We start from the raw sequence: 15133 nt of genomic DNA on the forward strand, positions 1-15133 counted from the left end.
TTTGCGCGTGGACGTGAAATACTCAGGTCCGTGCGTGCGTCGCAAATGAGCGTGGACGAGGCCGTGGCTCCACGTTTTCCACACATCGCGATCGGTCGTGCGCACTATGAGAGCACCTATCTGAAGGCGTGCCATCCCGACGAGCCGCTCGGGATGTGGATTCGGTACACGATCCGCAAAAGCCCCGGCCAGCGACCCATGGGCTCGGTCTGGTGCACGGTGTTCGAGTCGGACGGTCCGACTGCCGTCAAGGTGAACAGCGACGTGTTGGCAACGCCGGACGGCACCTCGCTTGCAATCGGCGACCACGGCTCGATCAGTGCACGAGGTGCATCCGGCTCCGCGGCGGCGTCGGACGTGAGTGCTCGATGGAACATTCGATTCAGCGGCGATGAAGGTCCATTGGCGCACCTGCCCTATGCCTGGATGTACCGAGCGCCGCTGCCGAAAACGAAGTCGACGAGTCCGCGACCCGACATGCGGCTCAACGGGTCGTTCACGCTGAACGACCGCGAAATCTCGCTCGACGGTTGGCGCGGGATGCTCGGGCACAACTGGGGTACCGAGCATGCACACCGCTGGATCTGGTTGCAGGCCAGCGGTTTTGCCGAAAGCCCTGGTACCTGGCTCGACGTTGTCCTCGGTAGGCTGAACATCGGACCCTTCACCACACCGTGGGTGGCGAGTGGGGTGATCAGCCATGCCGGTGTCCGGCACCGAATCGGCGGCCCCCACCGGGCCCGCGCGACAGCGATCCGCGAATATGTCGGCGGCAATACCCTGTCGCTTCCCGGCGACGCACTTGTCGCCGACGTCGAGGTCACGGCACCGCAAGAAAGGTTCGTGGGCTGGCGCTATGCCGACCCCGCCGGCGGCGAACACCAGGTCCGCAACTGCTCGATCGCGTCCATGGCGCTGACGCTGACCGGCACCGGATCGGGCCCGACGTCGCTGCACACGGCCTTCGGTGCTACCTACGAATTGGGGACTGCGGAGTTCGACGACACGTTACCGATGCAGCCTTATCCGGACCAGTGAAGGCATGATTATCGCGTGAGCAAGGCTTCGGCAATCGACGCTTCGGCGATCGAGAACGTACGGGACGAACTGGCGGCGGCGGGTGTGCGGTCGGTCATCGGGTCCGTCGTCAACGCCGCAGGCCTCACGTTGGCGAAGACGGTCCCGCTCGAACGGCTCGACGTCTTTCATCGCGCTGGACTGGGCGTGTCGCCGGTGTGGCATGCGTTCTGCATCGACGGGCATATCGCTTTCACCGACACCATCACGGCGGTGGGTGACGAGCGGGTGCGCATCGATATCGACGGCGTGCGGAATCTTGGCGACGGGCTGGCGTGGGGGCCTGCGGACTACTTTCTCCAGGACGGTCAACGAAGTGCGAATTGCGCACGTGGACTGCTGCTTTCGATCGAAAGACGCCTAGCTGACGCGGGCCTTGCAGCCCAGGTCGGCCATGAACTCGAGTTCGTGCTCACCGCACCCGACGGCTCTGAGCTCCACGAGCCGGGATGGGTCCCGTACGGAATCGCCGGCCTGCTCGACTCGGAGGCCTTCATCGGCGACCTGTTCGATGCCGCGCGTGTCGCAGATTTGCCGATCGAACAACTGCACCGCGAATACGGACCCAACCAGTTCGAATTCTCGCTCGCGCCTGCTACGCCCGTCGCAGCTGCCGATAGCGTGGTGCTTGCCAAGGCCATCGTCGGCAGGGTTGCGCGCCGACACAATGTGCGGCCGTCGTTCTCCCCCATGCCGTTCATCGGCGGCGCCGGAAACGGTGCACACCAGCACTTTTCGCTGACCCGCGATGGCGTTCCGCTCTTTGGCGGCGGCTCCGGACCGTACGGCCTCACCGCTGAGGGTGGCGCAGTGATCGGGGGCATCGTCGCGAATTTGCCTGCCGTGCAAGGGTTATTGACCGGCTCGGTCCTGTCGGGCGCGCGACTGGCGCCTGGGTCGTGGTCCGGCGTCCACCTGTGTTGGGGACGGGAAAATCGCGAGGCAGCAGTGCGCCTGGTCGAAGGCGGACCGAGCAACCCGTACGGCGCCAACCTCGAGGTCAAGATCACCGATCCGTCGGCGAACACCTACGTCGCTTCCGCGACAGTGCTTGCACTCGCACTCGACGGGATCACGCGAAATATCCCGCTGCCGAACGAATTTGCCGACGATCCGTCGAAATGTTCCACGGAGGAGCTAGCGACTCGCGGAGTTCCGCTGCTGCCGAACGACATTGCGACCGTGATCGAATCCTTGGCCGCCTCGCGCTATACGCGCGATCTGCTCGGTGCTGCAATCGTCGACGCGACGGTCGCAACTCGACGGCATGAGCAGACCCTACTTGACTCCCTCGCCGACCTTGCCGAGCGCTTCCGGCTCGCCTGGACGATCTGAGCAGGAGGCTGGACAATCACCGCGATTGTCCAGCCTCCCAACTACATCAGTTTGCTACGACGACTGCCGTCGCGTCGCCTGGCGTCCAAGTGACAGTGCCCTTTTCGAAGGTCGTCTGCTTCTTGCCGTCAGGGGTGTCCGTCTCATCGCTGGTCGGGTAACCGAGCTGCCCCTGCGAGCCCCCGAGCTCGTTCCACTTGTCGCGGATCAATCCCCAGGTGATGTAGGACTTTCCGTTGTGAACGACGATGACGCCGCCGTCGAACTGCTGGAAGGTGCCACCGTCTGGGTTCGTCTGCTGCTCGCCCTTCGGTGCGCCGAGCGCCGTCTTTGCTGCGTCGGTGGCCGCGTTGTACTTCGTGTAGATGTCGCCGGTGACCGTGTATTCCACGCCGTCCGCGCCCTTGATCTTCGTCTCGCCTGCCGCAGCAGTGCCGGTCGTCGTTCCGTGTGCACCTGACATGACATGGGACGTCGCCGAGCTCGCTGTATCGCTAGCCTTGTCCTTGTCGTCGTCACTACAACCCGCACCTACCAGCGCGACAGCCGCAATGGCGGCGCAGAACGCTGCAGTTCGTTTTGTTGCATTGTGCATGCTTCAAATCCTCTCGCATTGTGAGGAGGCGCCCCGGTCGACACACCTCGCAGCGACCGTACCCCGATGGTCCGGCAACATCCTCGCAATTCGATGAACAAAGGGAATCTGTTTGTTCTCGCGTTCGGAGAGTATTGATTCTGCTGCCCAACAACAGGTTTGCCGTCGATTCGGCTGAATTCTCGGTCAGGCGAATACTTTGCGCGGCGTATGGGTACACCTGCCTGACGCTTCACAGCGTTCATCATCTGCTTGCCATTGGGGTCGTGAGTCTTTTAGGAGTCTCTGGACTCCTAAAAGACTCACGACCCATGGAGGCGTAAAGTTCGGGTCTCGGGGATATCCGCAATACGATTCAGGAGTGCCCGTGACCGACATCATGCCAGCGATGGACGCAATACTTGCCTGGGTGCGGCGGATGTTCGGCCTCGCCTAACATCCACGACCCGTGCCGACGAGGGTGGTGAGATCCACCGCGTCCGCCATCGCCCGGTAGCCGGCTGCGTTGGGATGCACACCATCCCCGCTGTCCAAGCCGGGGTTCAAGATGCTGGGGTTCCCCGGATCCCGGAGTACGGCATTGAAATCGATGACCGAGTCCGCCTGCGATTCCTCGCGGATCCAACGATTGACCGCCAGCACACCGGCTGGATGGCTCGGCGGTGTCTGCGCGTCCTGCCGCGGCGGAATAGTGCCGAGCTGAACGCGCACGCCAGCGGCATGCGCTTTGGCGACGATCGTCGCCAAGGCGTCGATGACTTGTTGCGGAGTTGCCGGCTCCTGGAACTCCGAGGACATGTCGTTGGTACCGAGCATCACGATGACGTCGGTGACGCCGGGTACTTCGAGAACGTCATGCTCGAACCGGGATACCCCAGCCGGCCCGTAACCCACGATGGGTCCGGTCACGGGGTTGCCATCCCTGCTCGCCTGGTTTCCGCTGATGCCCGCGTTGACCACACCGATGTCGGAATGCCCGGCGCCGAGAAGCCTGCGCGCCAAGAAATCCGGATAGCGCTCGTCGGTCCCGAGCATGGCAGGCCGCCCCTGAAACGACGCCGCACCATCGGTGATCGAATCCCCGAAAGCCACCACTGTCCGACCACCGGGAACCACGGCGTCGAGGCCCGCGACAACCGGCAGCATCGGATACGGCAGCAGGAATGCGCTTGCGTTTTCGGCTCCGGTGGCGTCGACATTGGGCGCCATCCAGGACAACCGCATGGCATCGAAATGTTCGGTCGTCGATTGCGCAACAGGTAGGAAGAAACTCACAGCAAGCAGCTCGAATGCGTTGGCGCGCAAACTGATTGGATCACTGGTCAGATCGGCGCCCGCCGGGATCGTCACCGTACGGCTGCCACCGAAGGTGACGACCGTATTGCTGCCGGCCACGAGGTTCGCCGAACCCCCGATGCTGCGGCCGATCTCGACTGGGCCGACCGTCAGAGGTTGGCTACCGAATCGGTTCGTCAAGCGCAGCCGCAGGGTATCGCTTCCCACGTGCGGGGACACGATCGCCCGGATGGTCGAGCCCTGCAGCGACGCCGCACTCTTCACACCTGGCGCAGCGGTGAATGCCGCGACCCAGGATTCGCACGCACTCGAGTTCGGAGCGGCCGCGACCGGTGTGGCATTACTTCCGACAGCCAAAAGGGCGAATGCCGCCACGAGCACCGCCGAACTTCGCATGGTCATAACCCAAGTGCGTTCTTGACGGCCCACGCCTGATGGTTGGCGCCGAGTTGATTCGGATGGAACGGAACCGCCACACCTTGCGGCGTACTCGACATCGGCATTGTTCCCTCCACCCATCGCACACCCGGGGCTTGGCACGCGTCGTGACCGACACTGCCGGAGTAGGTGTCGACGTATTCCGCACCGGTCGCCGCGGCGGCGGCTATCAGCATGTCGTTAAGTTCGACGAGCTTTCGGCCCACCCAGGCTGCGTCGGAGTCGGGAATTCCGCTTTGCGCTGCACAGCCACTATTCGTGGGGAGGCCGGCGAGATAACCGATTACCAGGACTCGCGCCTGTGGTGAACGGGCACGAATCCCCTGCAGCACGTCGATCACCTTGCCTTTGCCGGCGTCGATCAATGCTGACATTCGATCGACGCCACCGACCACCCATTGATCCGTGCAGTGCGATGCACCGAACGTCACACACGTTGCGACAACGTCTGCGAGGCCGGCGTCGTTGCCACCGATACCCAACGTCACGAGATCGGTCGAGGGTGTGAGTCGATCGAACTGCGGTGCGTTGATACCGGGTACCAATAGCGACTGCGGGGCCGTCATCTCCTTCGTCGTCGCCTGCCCACACGTTGCGTCACGGAACGTCGAGACGCCGAGTGCTGCAGCAACTTGCTTGGGGTAGTTGCTGCGGCTCTGTGCGCAACCCACTGGCACTTGGCTTGCGTCCAAGTTGACCAGCGAGACATCTGCCGCCCAGGAGTCTCCCAATGCCACATATTCCCGGTACGACGGTGCGGCCGCCGCGTCGGGTGCGATCGAGACCGCCAGCCCAACCGTCAGCAAGCTCGCAGCCACCGCTGCGCGCGCTCCTCCGAACATGTCAGTGTTCCTTCCGTTGAGTTGTGCGCAAGGAGCCTTGCTCGAGCGCATTCGTTGCGACGTTGGCGACGACTTCGGGGAGCCCCCTGACGACTCCCCGACCGACCAACGCGCCCCACAATCCGGCGAGTGGTCCGGTGATTTCGACTGCGTGAGTGAGAGTTACACCGTCAGCGCTCTCGATCATGTTGTGCGGCAGGCGCAAAGTGGCGAGCGGAAGCTTGATCTCGAAGACCATGCGCCGATTCGGTTCCAGTTCGGTGAACGTGAAGGTCGACTTCGGCCCTTTGGACTTGAGTGTGCCGGTCGCGCCGACAACAACCGGTCCGTCCATCCGCGCCCATTGGCACTCCGGATCATCTTCCGACCAAGTGGACAACGTGGTCCATCGATACCAGATCGCCTCTGCTGCAGCGGTTGTGGTCAGTGTGTGTTCGCCGTACCAAGTCATGCGGATACTCCTTGCACTCGCGTTCGTATTTCTCGGGCAGCGCGCTCGCCTGCGCTGACGGCGCCGTCGAGGTAGCCGGGCCATTTGTCTGCGGTCTCGGATCCCGCCCAGTGGATGGGTCCGACGGGCGCTGCGAGGGCCCGCCCGTAGCTCGTCCACGCACCCGGGGGAACAGCCGAAGTCGGGCCGCCACCGCTCCACGGCTCCTGGCCCCATTGCTGCTCGATGTAGTCGATCGGATTCAGCGCGGCGGCGCCGAAGAACGTCGCAAAGGCGGACAGCGCACGGAGTTTGCGCTCGGCGGGCGGCAGGGTCGCGAAATCGCGAGCGTAGGAACCACCGACGAAGCCGAGCAACACGCCAGGCCCGTCGTCGGACGGACCAGTGTCGAAGGTTCCGTAGATCGGTGCCGCGTCCGACACCACTTGACCGCTCAGTCCAGCCGCTCGCCAGAACGGCGTCTCGTATGCGACGTACACATTCGAAATCACACCTTGCGGCCAGCGCTGCGGCAGAACATCGTGCAGCATCGGGAGAAGTGGGGCAAATGTGATGCGGCCACGGAGGGCGGGCGGCACCGACACAATCACATTGCGGCAGTTGATGATTGTGTCTCCAGCCGTAACGGTCGCGCCATCCTCGGACCATTCGATCCGGGTAGTGGGCGCACCGAGCAGCACCTTCTCACCGAGTTTGTCGGCCAATCGAACCGAAAGCTGTTGCGCGCCCTCAGGAAAATGGTCCTGCTGGGCGCCGCCTTCGGTGTCGACCATCGGGTTCAATCCCCCGCAGGCGTGCAGGTAGTGCGTGAAATGCAGCAACGATATCTCGTTGGGTTCGCAGCCCCATGCCGTCTTGGTTATTACGCCGACGAGGGAGCGAGCGCCCGCGGTCGCACGGGCCTTCTCGAGCCAGGAGGCCACCGTCTGCGCATCGAGTTCGGCCGCGTCCGGTGCATCCCACGGTCGGCCGAGGGGGACGCGGCGCATGATCCGCTCGAGCTGCAGCCGGACCCGTTCGACATCGGCAAGCGTCACCGGACTGACGCGGGGAATCGTCCCGCTGTACCGACGGACTCGTCCGTTCCAGAACGCGAGATTGTCCCCCGCCGTACGGGTCGGGTGCGTCGCGCAGCCGAGCTCGGCAGCAAGGGCACCGACCCGGTCCTGACCAGGTCCGATGAACGTGCCGCCGAGGTCGACGTTGACGCCTGCGACCGTGGCGTTGAGCGTGCGTCCGCCGACTCGGTCGCGGGCCTCGGTGACGAGCACCGACAGACCGGCGGCATCGAGGTCACGCGCTGCTGTCAGACCGGACAGCCCGGCCCCGACGACAACGACATCGACGTCGGTCACGCGCGCGTCGCCGTCGCCGCGACGAACTGCTGCACTGCAGAGAGGTCGAATTCTCCGAAGTCGCTACCGAGCCCACCCGCGACGAGAGCAGCTGAAGCACAACCGAGTACGGCCGCGTCGCGAGCACTCTGCCCGAGCGAGAGCCCGCGCAGGAAGCCCGCGGAGAACGCGTCCCCGCATCCGGTCGTGTCGACGACGTCGATCGCAAACGCTGGTACCCGGATCACGCCGTCCTCATCGACCAGCACCACGCCCTCGCCGCCCGCAGTCGCCGCGACAGTGCCGACGCCGCGTTCGCGCAAGGCGCGGCAGCCGGCGGCCAAGTCGGTCGCTCCCGTGAAGCCGAGGACTTGCTCGTCGTTCGGCAGGAGGTAGTCCAGATGTGGCAGCGCAGGCGCGATCCATTCCAGTAGGCCTGGGTCACCCGGTGCGAGGATGTCCGCGGATGTGACAGCGCCGTGCTCGCGCGCGAACGCCAAGATTTTCGCTGCGGCGTCGCCGCCCATGAATTCCGGACCACCGAGGTGCAGGTGAGTTGCGGAGGCGATCAGATCCCAGGGAGCATCGCCCGGACCGTACGTGGCATTCGCACCGACGACGTGAAATGCAGGACGCGAGCCGTCGGGCCTGATCGGCAGTACGCTCGCCGAAGTCTGAACGTCATTGCGACGCAGCAGATTCGACGTATCGATTCCTCGCTCCTGCAACAGCGAGACCATCAGGTCGCCGATCGCGTCGGTGCCGATCGCACCCGCGCTGTGCACATCGGCGCCGAGCTTGGCCAGGGTAAGGGCGGTGCCGCCCGCCGTCCCCGCAACTGTCATCTTGATCTGCTCGACCAGCTGGCTACCCTGCCCCGCAGGGATTTCTTGCACCGGACGGACGAGAGTATCCAGGACGTGAACTCCCATCGAGACGACCTTCATCTCTGGACCGCTGTTCATCGCACTTCCTCTGCTTCGATTGATTGTGTTGTGCCGTAACGGCGTTCGATGACCGCGGCGATCACCGCAGCCTGATCCTCAGGTGTGAGGGCGCGAGGCTTGCCAATGGCGGCGGCCCGCCAATAGGCGGTGCAGGCCCATTCGAGCAGCAACGCCGACTCGACCGCGTGGTCCAAGTCGCTCGCGTAATTGATCGCGCCGTGGTTGGCCATCAACGCGGCCGATCGGTCCGCGAGGGCGGCGTGAACGTTGTCCGCTAGTTGCTGCGTGCCGAATGTCGCATACGGAGCGACCCGAACCGACCCGCCGAGCGAGAGCATCGAATAGTGCACGCACGGGATTTCGTCGATGACCGATCCCACAGCCACGGCCATTGGAGCGTGGGTATGAACGATGGCTCCCGCGTTGCAGTTCCGGTACAGACCAAGATGCAACTCGAGCTCCGACGTCGGCGCAAGGTCGCCGTCGACAACGTCCCCGCGCAGATTCACCACGGTCACCTGGTCTTCGGTCAGGCCCTCGAACGCAGCGCCCGTCGCCGTGATAGCGACGAGTTCGCCGACCCGCACGCTGACGTTGCCCGCGGTGCCGATCACCAATCCCGCGCCGGCCAGTCGTCGGCACGACTCCGCAATTCGAGCGCGCTCGGCGGCCATAGTTGTGACGGACATCATGGAAAAGGATGCTAGAGTGAATTCGAAACAATCTCAAGTTCGAGTTTTAGGAGCATTGTGACTGCCGCATCCGAACCCGCAACCCGGCTACGCAACCAGCCGCAGCAGGCGCGCAGCCGAGCCCGACTGGAGAAGGTCCTTGCCGCTGCCGACGACCTGCTCGCAAGCGAAGGCGCCGAATCGGTCACCACCACCAAAGTCGCTGCTGAAGCCGGGGTATCGATCGGATCGCTCTACCACTACCTGCCCGACCGAGACGCCATCCTGCACGCCCTCGCCCTCCGATATCTCACGGGATTCGAGGTGCAGATGGCGCAGTACGTTGCACGGGCCGACAATCTGACCTGGGACGATTTCGTCGACGTGGTAATCGACGGCTATGCCGACGCCTACCGCTTGCAACCAGGATTTCGGGCGCTGTGGTTCGGTCGACACCTCAGCGAGAAGACTTGGGCTGCCGACCGCGACCACAAGGTGAGGATGGCGGAATCGCTGCGGCTTCTGCTCGTCGGCTTGGGCGTCGAAGACAACGATCGCCTACCTGCCATCTGCAGGACCGCACACCTCACCGCAGACGCCCTGATCCAAGAAGCATTTCGAGCCGATCCCAGCGGCGACCCTGCGTTACTCGACGAGTGCAAGCACGTGCTGCGCGCTTACCTGGACACCGTTGGCCCACACACGAAGAAGGCGATTCGTTGAAGATCTCCCGTAGAGCGGTCCTTTTCGCGCTCGGTGCCGCACCCGTAGCTGCAATGGCGGCGACGCGAAGCGCCTCAGCGGCTCCAGGCAGTGCCGACTACCTGGTCGGCTGCGGAATATCCGACATGACCGGCGCGGTCGCCGGGCAAGGCTTGATGGGCTATTCCGAACTCGAGCAGGTCGCCGAGGGCCTTCGCCAACGTTGTTAGGCAAGGGCTTTCGTCGTCGTCGACCAGTCTACTGGCAACCGCGTCGCCTACGTGAACGCCGACGTCGCGTGCTTGTTCGACTCGGTACACCAGACGGTCGTGCAGCGTCTGCAGGGCATGTTCGACGGCGTGTACACCGAGGCCAACATCATGCTGACGGCCACACACAACCACAACTCGTGCGGCGGCTCGTCGTGGGACTTCATCTACACGCTCGCGACAAATGGTTTCCGCCGCAACACCTTCGAAGCCGAAGTCGCAGGCATCATAGAAGCGATCGCGCAGGCGCACGACCGCTTGGCACCCGGAACGATCACCTTGGGACGCGAGCAACTGCACAACGCCAGTGCCAACCGTTCGCGCGGCGCGTTCGACCGAAATCCCGAACCCGACAAGGCCGCATTCCCAGACGCAATCGATCCGATGGTCACCGTTCTACGATTTCGGCAAGGCGGCCGAGACGTCGGGGCCATCACCTGGTTCGCCACGCACGGAACGTCACTCACCGATCGCAACCGCTACATCTCGTGCGACAACAAGGGCTATGCGAGCTACCTGTGGGAGCACGACACGGTCGGCGTCCGCTACCTCGACGGTCCGGCCGAGTTCGTCGCCGCCTTCTCGCAGACGAACGCCGGCGACATGACGCCGAACCTCGACCTCGTCAAGATGCACCCGACCCGGCCGACGCAGGACAACGTCGCAAACAACCGGATCATCGGCGAAAGGCAGTTCGACGCAGGCAGATCCGCGTTCGATACGTCGTCGACCATGAGCACCGTTGGTGTATCGACCGCGTTCACCTATATCGACATGGGCACTCAGATGATCGACGGCCGCTTCACCCCCGACGGCAAGCCTGCGCGAACGACACCCGCGATGACGGGTGTATCTACGCTCGCGACCAGCACCGAGGACAATTGGAACAGCCAACTGTCCTTCCTCCAAGAGGGCACGCTCAATCCACTGGCCGTGGCGTTCGGCGGTGTCGATACCCCCGTGCCGCAGTGGATTCGTGATGCACAGTGGCCGAAGCTGGTCGCCTTGCCTGCAGGCCTGATGCCACCTGCACCGTGGGCACCGGAGGTGATTCCGCTGCAGATCGTGCGGATCGGCGACCTGGTGATCGCGGGCGGTCCGGCCGAATTCACTATCGTCGCCGGGCTGCGCATCCGGCAAGTCGTCGCGCGCGAACTCGGCGTGCCGATCGAAAACGTTCTCACCCAGGGCTATACGAACAGTTACGTCGAATACTGCACCACGCCTGAGGAATACGACGCGCAAATGTACGAGGGCGGTTCGACGATGTACGGGCGCTGGTCACTCTGCGCGTACATGCAGACGTTTGCAGGCCTTGCCGCAGCCATCCGCTCCGACACGCGACCGGCGCGGGGTCCGGCGCCGTTGGACAAGTCCGGATTCCAGCCGGACCTGCTTCCACCGGTTCCACCCGATGCGCCACAACCGGGGACGGCGTTCGGCGACGTCACGGTAGCGCCGCAACCCACCTACGCAACAGGCGACACCGTGACCGTCGAATTCGTCGGTGGCCACCCGAACAACGACTTCCGGCGCAACTCCACCTATTTGGAGGTCCAGCAGTACACCGCGGGCGGCTGGGTCCGTATTGCGGATGACAACAGCTACGAGACGACATTTCATTGGGAACGTCCGAACGGCAGCGACAATCAATCCACCGTGCGGATCATCTGGGCGGTCCCGCCGAGCACCACAGCGGGGCGTTACCGCATCCAGCACTACGGTGCGTGGCGCGACAATTCAGGCCGTATCGCGCCCTACACCGGCACCTCACCCGAATTCACAATCGGCTGAACGATATTGCCTGCCACCTCCACCGCGATCTCGATCGCGCGTGCTGCGAGCGGCGAGTGCGTTCGATGCGCCTGCCACAGCAGGAAGATCTCGCGCGGCGGAAGTGCCGGCTCGAGCTCGTGGACGTATAGCGTCGCATCGGAATCGATATCGGCACCGTGAATCGCGAGCCGGGGCAGGATGGCCGAACCCATACCCGCGCGCACCATCGACAGCACAGTTTCGTTTCCGCCCGTGCGACAAACGATTTGCGGCCGAACACCGCGGCGAGCGAGGGCCTGCTCCATGCGGGCCTGATCGCAGATCGGCGGGTGCGCGACCATCGGAGTTCCGTCGAGTCGGTCCGTGTGCACGGGACCGTCTGCGAAGGTGCCGCGACGAGCAATCAACACGTACGGATCGTCGAACAACTTGCGATGTTCGACGTCGCCGTCGACCCGGCCGTCGAAGAACATCAGGTCGAGATCGCGGACATCAGGTTGGTCGGTCTCCTCTTCGAAAAGTCTTATGTCGCAGCGTGGATGTTCGGCGCGAAGGCCACGAACGATCAACGGCATGATCACGTTGGACACACTCTGGAAGGTGCCGATATCGACTCGGCCATCGCCGGCCTTGAACCGGTCGACGGCGTCTGCCATCGACTGGGCTTTCGCCAGCAGATCGCGTCCGTGTGCCAGCACGACCGTGCCGAGTGGGGTGATCCGCACCGGTTTCGGTCCACCAGGCCGGTCGAAGACGGCACCGCCGACGGCCTTCTCCAACGCTGCGATCTGCTGACTCACCGTCGACTGGGTGTAACCGAGCCGCGCGGCCGCTCGCCCGAACGAGCCCTCGTCGGCCACGGCGGCCATCGCGGTGAGATGCCGCAGTTCGATGTCGTACATGTTCAGTATGGTATCGACAAAAGCGATCACATTGATCGGAAACTATCGCTTTTCTCGATCGATCCGTCTGTCTAGCGTTGCAGTCATGACAAAACACCTTTCGAACGGCGAACAACTCATCGACATCAACGACGTCGAACTCTGCATCGAAACCTTCGGCGACCGAACAGATCCGGCAATCCTGTTCATCGATGGCGCGACCGCCTCGATGCTGTGGTTCGAGACCGAACTATGCGAGCAGATCGCACGCGGCAACCGGTTCGTCATCCGCTACGACAACCGCGACACCGGCAGATCGACCAGCTATCCGCCAGGGCAGCCGGGCTACCGCTATAGCGACTTTGCCGCAGACGCAGTCGGCATTCTCGACGCCCTGAACATCGAGCGCGCTCACGTCGTTTGCCGGTCGATGTCCGGCGGAGTCGGACTCATGATCGGTGTCGATCACCCAGAGCGGGTGGCGTCACTGACCTTCGTCTCCACCTCTACTGGGGCAGAAGGACTTCCGCCGTCGACCTACGAGCTTCCTCCCGGCACCTCTGTCGACCCAGACCCTGCCGATTCCGTTGCGGTGGTGGACTTCATCGTCACATCCGCGCAGGCAGGCTCCGGCGGATCGCCCTACTTCGACGAGAAGACAACCCGCGCTCTTGTAGAGCAAGACGTGGCCCGCACACGCGATATCGCGGCCACCCTGGGCAATCACTACGCAATGAGCTTCGACGGATCGTCTCGCGATTTCGCCGACATCACGGCGCCGACCCTCGTCGTGCACGGCGACCACGACCCGGTTCTCCCACTCCCCCACGGATTTGCGGTCCGCGACGCGATTCCAGGCGCGACCCTCCTGGTACTCGAAGGCGCCGGACACGACCTGCCGGCACCCCTGTGGGGTGTGTTCGTCCCTGCGCTGCTCGCACACACCGACGGCGGCCGCGCATGACCGGGGCGCGCTCGGCGCTATGGCTGCCGATCTTCGACGAACTCGCCGACCCGGTCGCAGTCGCACGCTTGGCAGCCGAAGCAGAGGAAGCCGGCTGGGACGGCGTCTTCGTCTGGGACCACCTTCGCTGGCGCGCGCCGGTCCAGCAGGTCGCCGACCCGTGGATCACGTTGGCCGCCATTGCCACAGCTACCGAATCCGTCCGGATCGGACCCATGATCACACCGCTCGCACGCCGCAGGCCGACCAAGCTGGCCAAGGAAACCGCCACCCTGGACCGGCTCAGTGGCGGCCGGCTCACCCTCGGCGTCGGCCTCGGCAGCGATCGCTACGCGGCAGAGTTATCGGCGACCGGCGAAGAAGTGGTTGATCGCCGGCGAGGCGACATGCTCGACGAGTCACTGGAAATCCTCGTCGCCGCGTGGTCGGGTAGACCGGTGCACCATCACAGCGAGCACTACACCGTCGAGGGCATGACCTTCCTTCCCACACCGGTCCAGCGTCCTGGCGTGCCAGTATGGGTTGCAGGACAACCCGGCAACGCCAAACCACTGCGCCGCGCCGCCCGGCACGACGGCTTCTTCCCAGTGAATCTCGAACACCACGACCAACTCAGCGAGATCGTCACCACCATTGCCGATCTGCGGCAAGGGAAGTCGACTCCCTACGACTTCGTGGTCGGGCTTCCGCTAGGCGTCGACCCGGCGCCGTACGTCTCGGCGGGCGCCACGTGGTGGCTGCCGGAGTTCAGGCCAGAGACCGTGACACTGGATCAGGTACGAGGAGTGCTCCGCGACGGCCCTGGGATCCGGTGATGGCTGACGTCTTCGACTACGACGCAGAACTGAGTCTGTACAACGAGCACTTCCGTACCGCCGCTCGGGTCGGCCATGCCGACCGTGTGCTCGATATCGGCTGTGGCACAGGACTGTCCACCCGTGAGGCCGCCCGTGCCGCCGTCGCAGGCAGCGCATTGGGCATCGATGTGTCTGCGCCCATGCTCGAACGGGCCCGACAGCTGAGCGAGGGATTCACCAATCTCACGTTCGAGCAGGCCGACGCGCAGGTTCACGCATTTCCCCCGGCGCATTTCGACCTCTGCATCAGCAGATTCGGGACCATGTTCTTCGCCGACCCTCTCGCCGCCTTCACCAACATCGGGCGCGCTCTGCGCCCCGCAGGACGGTTGGTCCTACTGGTCTGGCGAGAGCGCGACCGCAACGAGTGGGCCGAGGCGATCAGGCTCGGTGGGTCCGCTGCGTTCTCCCTGGCAGATTCAACACTGACCCAAGGCATCCTGACGGCAGCCGGCTTCGTCGACGTCACCTTCACCGAGGTCCACGAGCCCGTCTACTACGGTCCGGACGCGGCCACCGCCTACGACGCGGTCCTGCGGCTACTGAAACTCGAAGACCAACTCGCCGACCTCGACCCAGCAGCTGCCGAGCAAGCACGCACGCAGCTTCGCGCGACCCTCGACGCCCACACCACCCCCGACGGCGTGTACTTCGACTCCCGCGCCTGGATCGTCGAGGCTCGTAAGTAGGGCAGATCC

The 15133-nt window shown here is 64.1% G+C and carries 14 protein-coding genes and 1 pseudogene; 7 read left to right on the forward strand and 8 right to left on the reverse strand.

Annotated features, from left to right (window positions below; translation table 11 throughout):
• Positions 1-30 precede the first annotated feature (30 nt).
• Entirely contained in the window at positions 31-1038 is a 1008-nt protein-coding gene (locus tag FGL95_RS21005; protein WP_169590403.1) for a hypothetical protein, read from the forward strand.
• Between the two features lie 15 nt (positions 1039-1053).
• The gene (locus FGL95_RS21010) at positions 1054-2412 is read left to right on the forward strand and encodes a type I glutamate--ammonia ligase (RefSeq protein ID WP_338079947.1); all 1359 of its coding nucleotides are present in this window, start codon (positions 1054-1056) and stop codon (positions 2410-2412) included.
• Positions 2413-2458: 46 nt separating this feature from the next.
• Here the strand turns inward: FGL95_RS21010 and FGL95_RS21015 are convergent, their stop codons facing one another.
• From FGL95_RS21015 to FGL95_RS21045, 7 genes are all read right to left on the reverse strand, one after another.
• Entirely contained in the window at positions 2459-3007 is a 549-nt protein-coding gene (locus tag FGL95_RS21015; protein WP_169590404.1) for an LGFP repeat-containing protein, read from the reverse strand.
• A gap of 432 nt (positions 3008-3439) precedes the next feature.
• The gene (locus FGL95_RS21020) at positions 3440-4705 is read right to left on the reverse strand and encodes a GDSL-type esterase/lipase family protein (protein ID WP_169590406.1); all 1266 of its coding nucleotides are present in this window, start codon (positions 4703-4705) and stop codon (positions 3440-3442) included.
• On the reverse strand, positions 4702-5583 hold the full coding sequence (locus tag FGL95_RS21025) for an SGNH/GDSL hydrolase family protein (protein ID WP_169590408.1): 882 nt from the start codon (positions 5581-5583) through the stop codon (positions 4702-4704). The genes FGL95_RS21020 and FGL95_RS21025 overlap by 4 nt, the downstream gene beginning before the upstream one ends.
• Before the next feature lies 1 nt (position 5584).
• Positions 5585-6034, reverse strand: coding sequence for an SRPBCC family protein (locus FGL95_RS21030; RefSeq protein ID WP_169590409.1), 450 nt, complete (start codon positions 6032-6034; stop codon positions 5585-5587).
• The gene (locus tag FGL95_RS21035) at positions 6031-7389 is read right to left on the reverse strand and encodes a flavin monoamine oxidase family protein (RefSeq protein ID WP_338079948.1); all 1359 of its coding nucleotides are present in this window, start codon (positions 7387-7389) and stop codon (positions 6031-6033) included. The genes FGL95_RS21030 and FGL95_RS21035 overlap by 4 nt, the downstream gene beginning before the upstream one ends.
• Positions 7386-8333, reverse strand: a complete 948-nt coding sequence (locus FGL95_RS21040) for a carbohydrate kinase family protein (protein ID WP_240963177.1) — start codon at positions 8331-8333, stop codon at positions 7386-7388. Before FGL95_RS21040 ends, FGL95_RS21035 begins: the two co-directional genes overlap by 4 nt.
• Positions 8330-9007, reverse strand: coding sequence for a class II aldolase/adducin family protein (locus tag FGL95_RS21045; RefSeq protein ID WP_206072134.1), 678 nt, complete (start codon positions 9005-9007; stop codon positions 8330-8332). Before FGL95_RS21045 ends, FGL95_RS21040 begins: the two co-directional genes overlap by 4 nt.
• Positions 9008-9064: 57 nt before the next feature.
• On the opposite strand from FGL95_RS21045, the gene FGL95_RS21050 reads away from it, so the two are divergent.
• Both FGL95_RS21050 and FGL95_RS21055 read left to right on the forward strand, forming a co-directional pair.
• The gene (locus FGL95_RS21050; RefSeq protein WP_338079949.1) at positions 9065-9709 is read left to right on the forward strand and encodes a TetR/AcrR family transcriptional regulator; all 645 of its coding nucleotides are present in this window, start codon (positions 9065-9067) and stop codon (positions 9707-9709) included.
• Positions 9706-11751 (forward strand): annotated as a pseudogene (locus FGL95_RS21055) (neutral/alkaline ceramidase). Before FGL95_RS21050 ends, FGL95_RS21055 begins: the two are co-directional and overlap by 4 nt.
• Here FGL95_RS21055 and FGL95_RS21060 read toward each other — a convergent pair.
• A complete protein-coding gene (locus FGL95_RS21060; protein WP_169590411.1) occupies positions 11715-12635 on the reverse strand; it encodes a LysR family transcriptional regulator in 921 nt (306 codons plus the stop codon). The pseudogene FGL95_RS21055 and the gene FGL95_RS21060 sit on opposite strands and share 37 nt — an antisense overlap.
• Positions 12636-12720: 85 nt before the next feature.
• Between FGL95_RS21060 and FGL95_RS21065 the strand changes: the two genes are divergently transcribed.
• The 3 genes from FGL95_RS21065 to FGL95_RS21075 are packed head-to-tail and all read left to right on the forward strand — an operon-like array spanning position 12721 to position 15124.
• The gene (locus FGL95_RS21065) at positions 12721-13578 is read left to right on the forward strand and encodes an alpha/beta fold hydrolase (RefSeq protein WP_169590412.1); all 858 of its coding nucleotides are present in this window, start codon (positions 12721-12723) and stop codon (positions 13576-13578) included.
• A complete protein-coding gene (locus FGL95_RS21070) occupies positions 13575-14393 on the forward strand; it encodes an LLM class flavin-dependent oxidoreductase (protein WP_169590414.1) in 819 nt (272 codons plus the stop codon). Before FGL95_RS21065 ends, FGL95_RS21070 begins: the two co-directional genes overlap by 4 nt.
• Positions 14393-15124, forward strand: a complete 732-nt coding sequence (locus FGL95_RS21075) for a class I SAM-dependent methyltransferase (protein ID WP_169590416.1) — start codon at positions 14393-14395, stop codon at positions 15122-15124. Before FGL95_RS21070 ends, FGL95_RS21075 begins: the two co-directional genes overlap by 1 nt.
• Positions 15125-15133 lie beyond the last annotated feature (9 nt).

It is taken from the genome of Antrihabitans stalactiti, assembly GCF_012932915.1.
GTDB lineage: Bacteria > Actinomycetota > Actinomycetes > Mycobacteriales > Mycobacteriaceae > Antrihabitans > Antrihabitans stalactiti.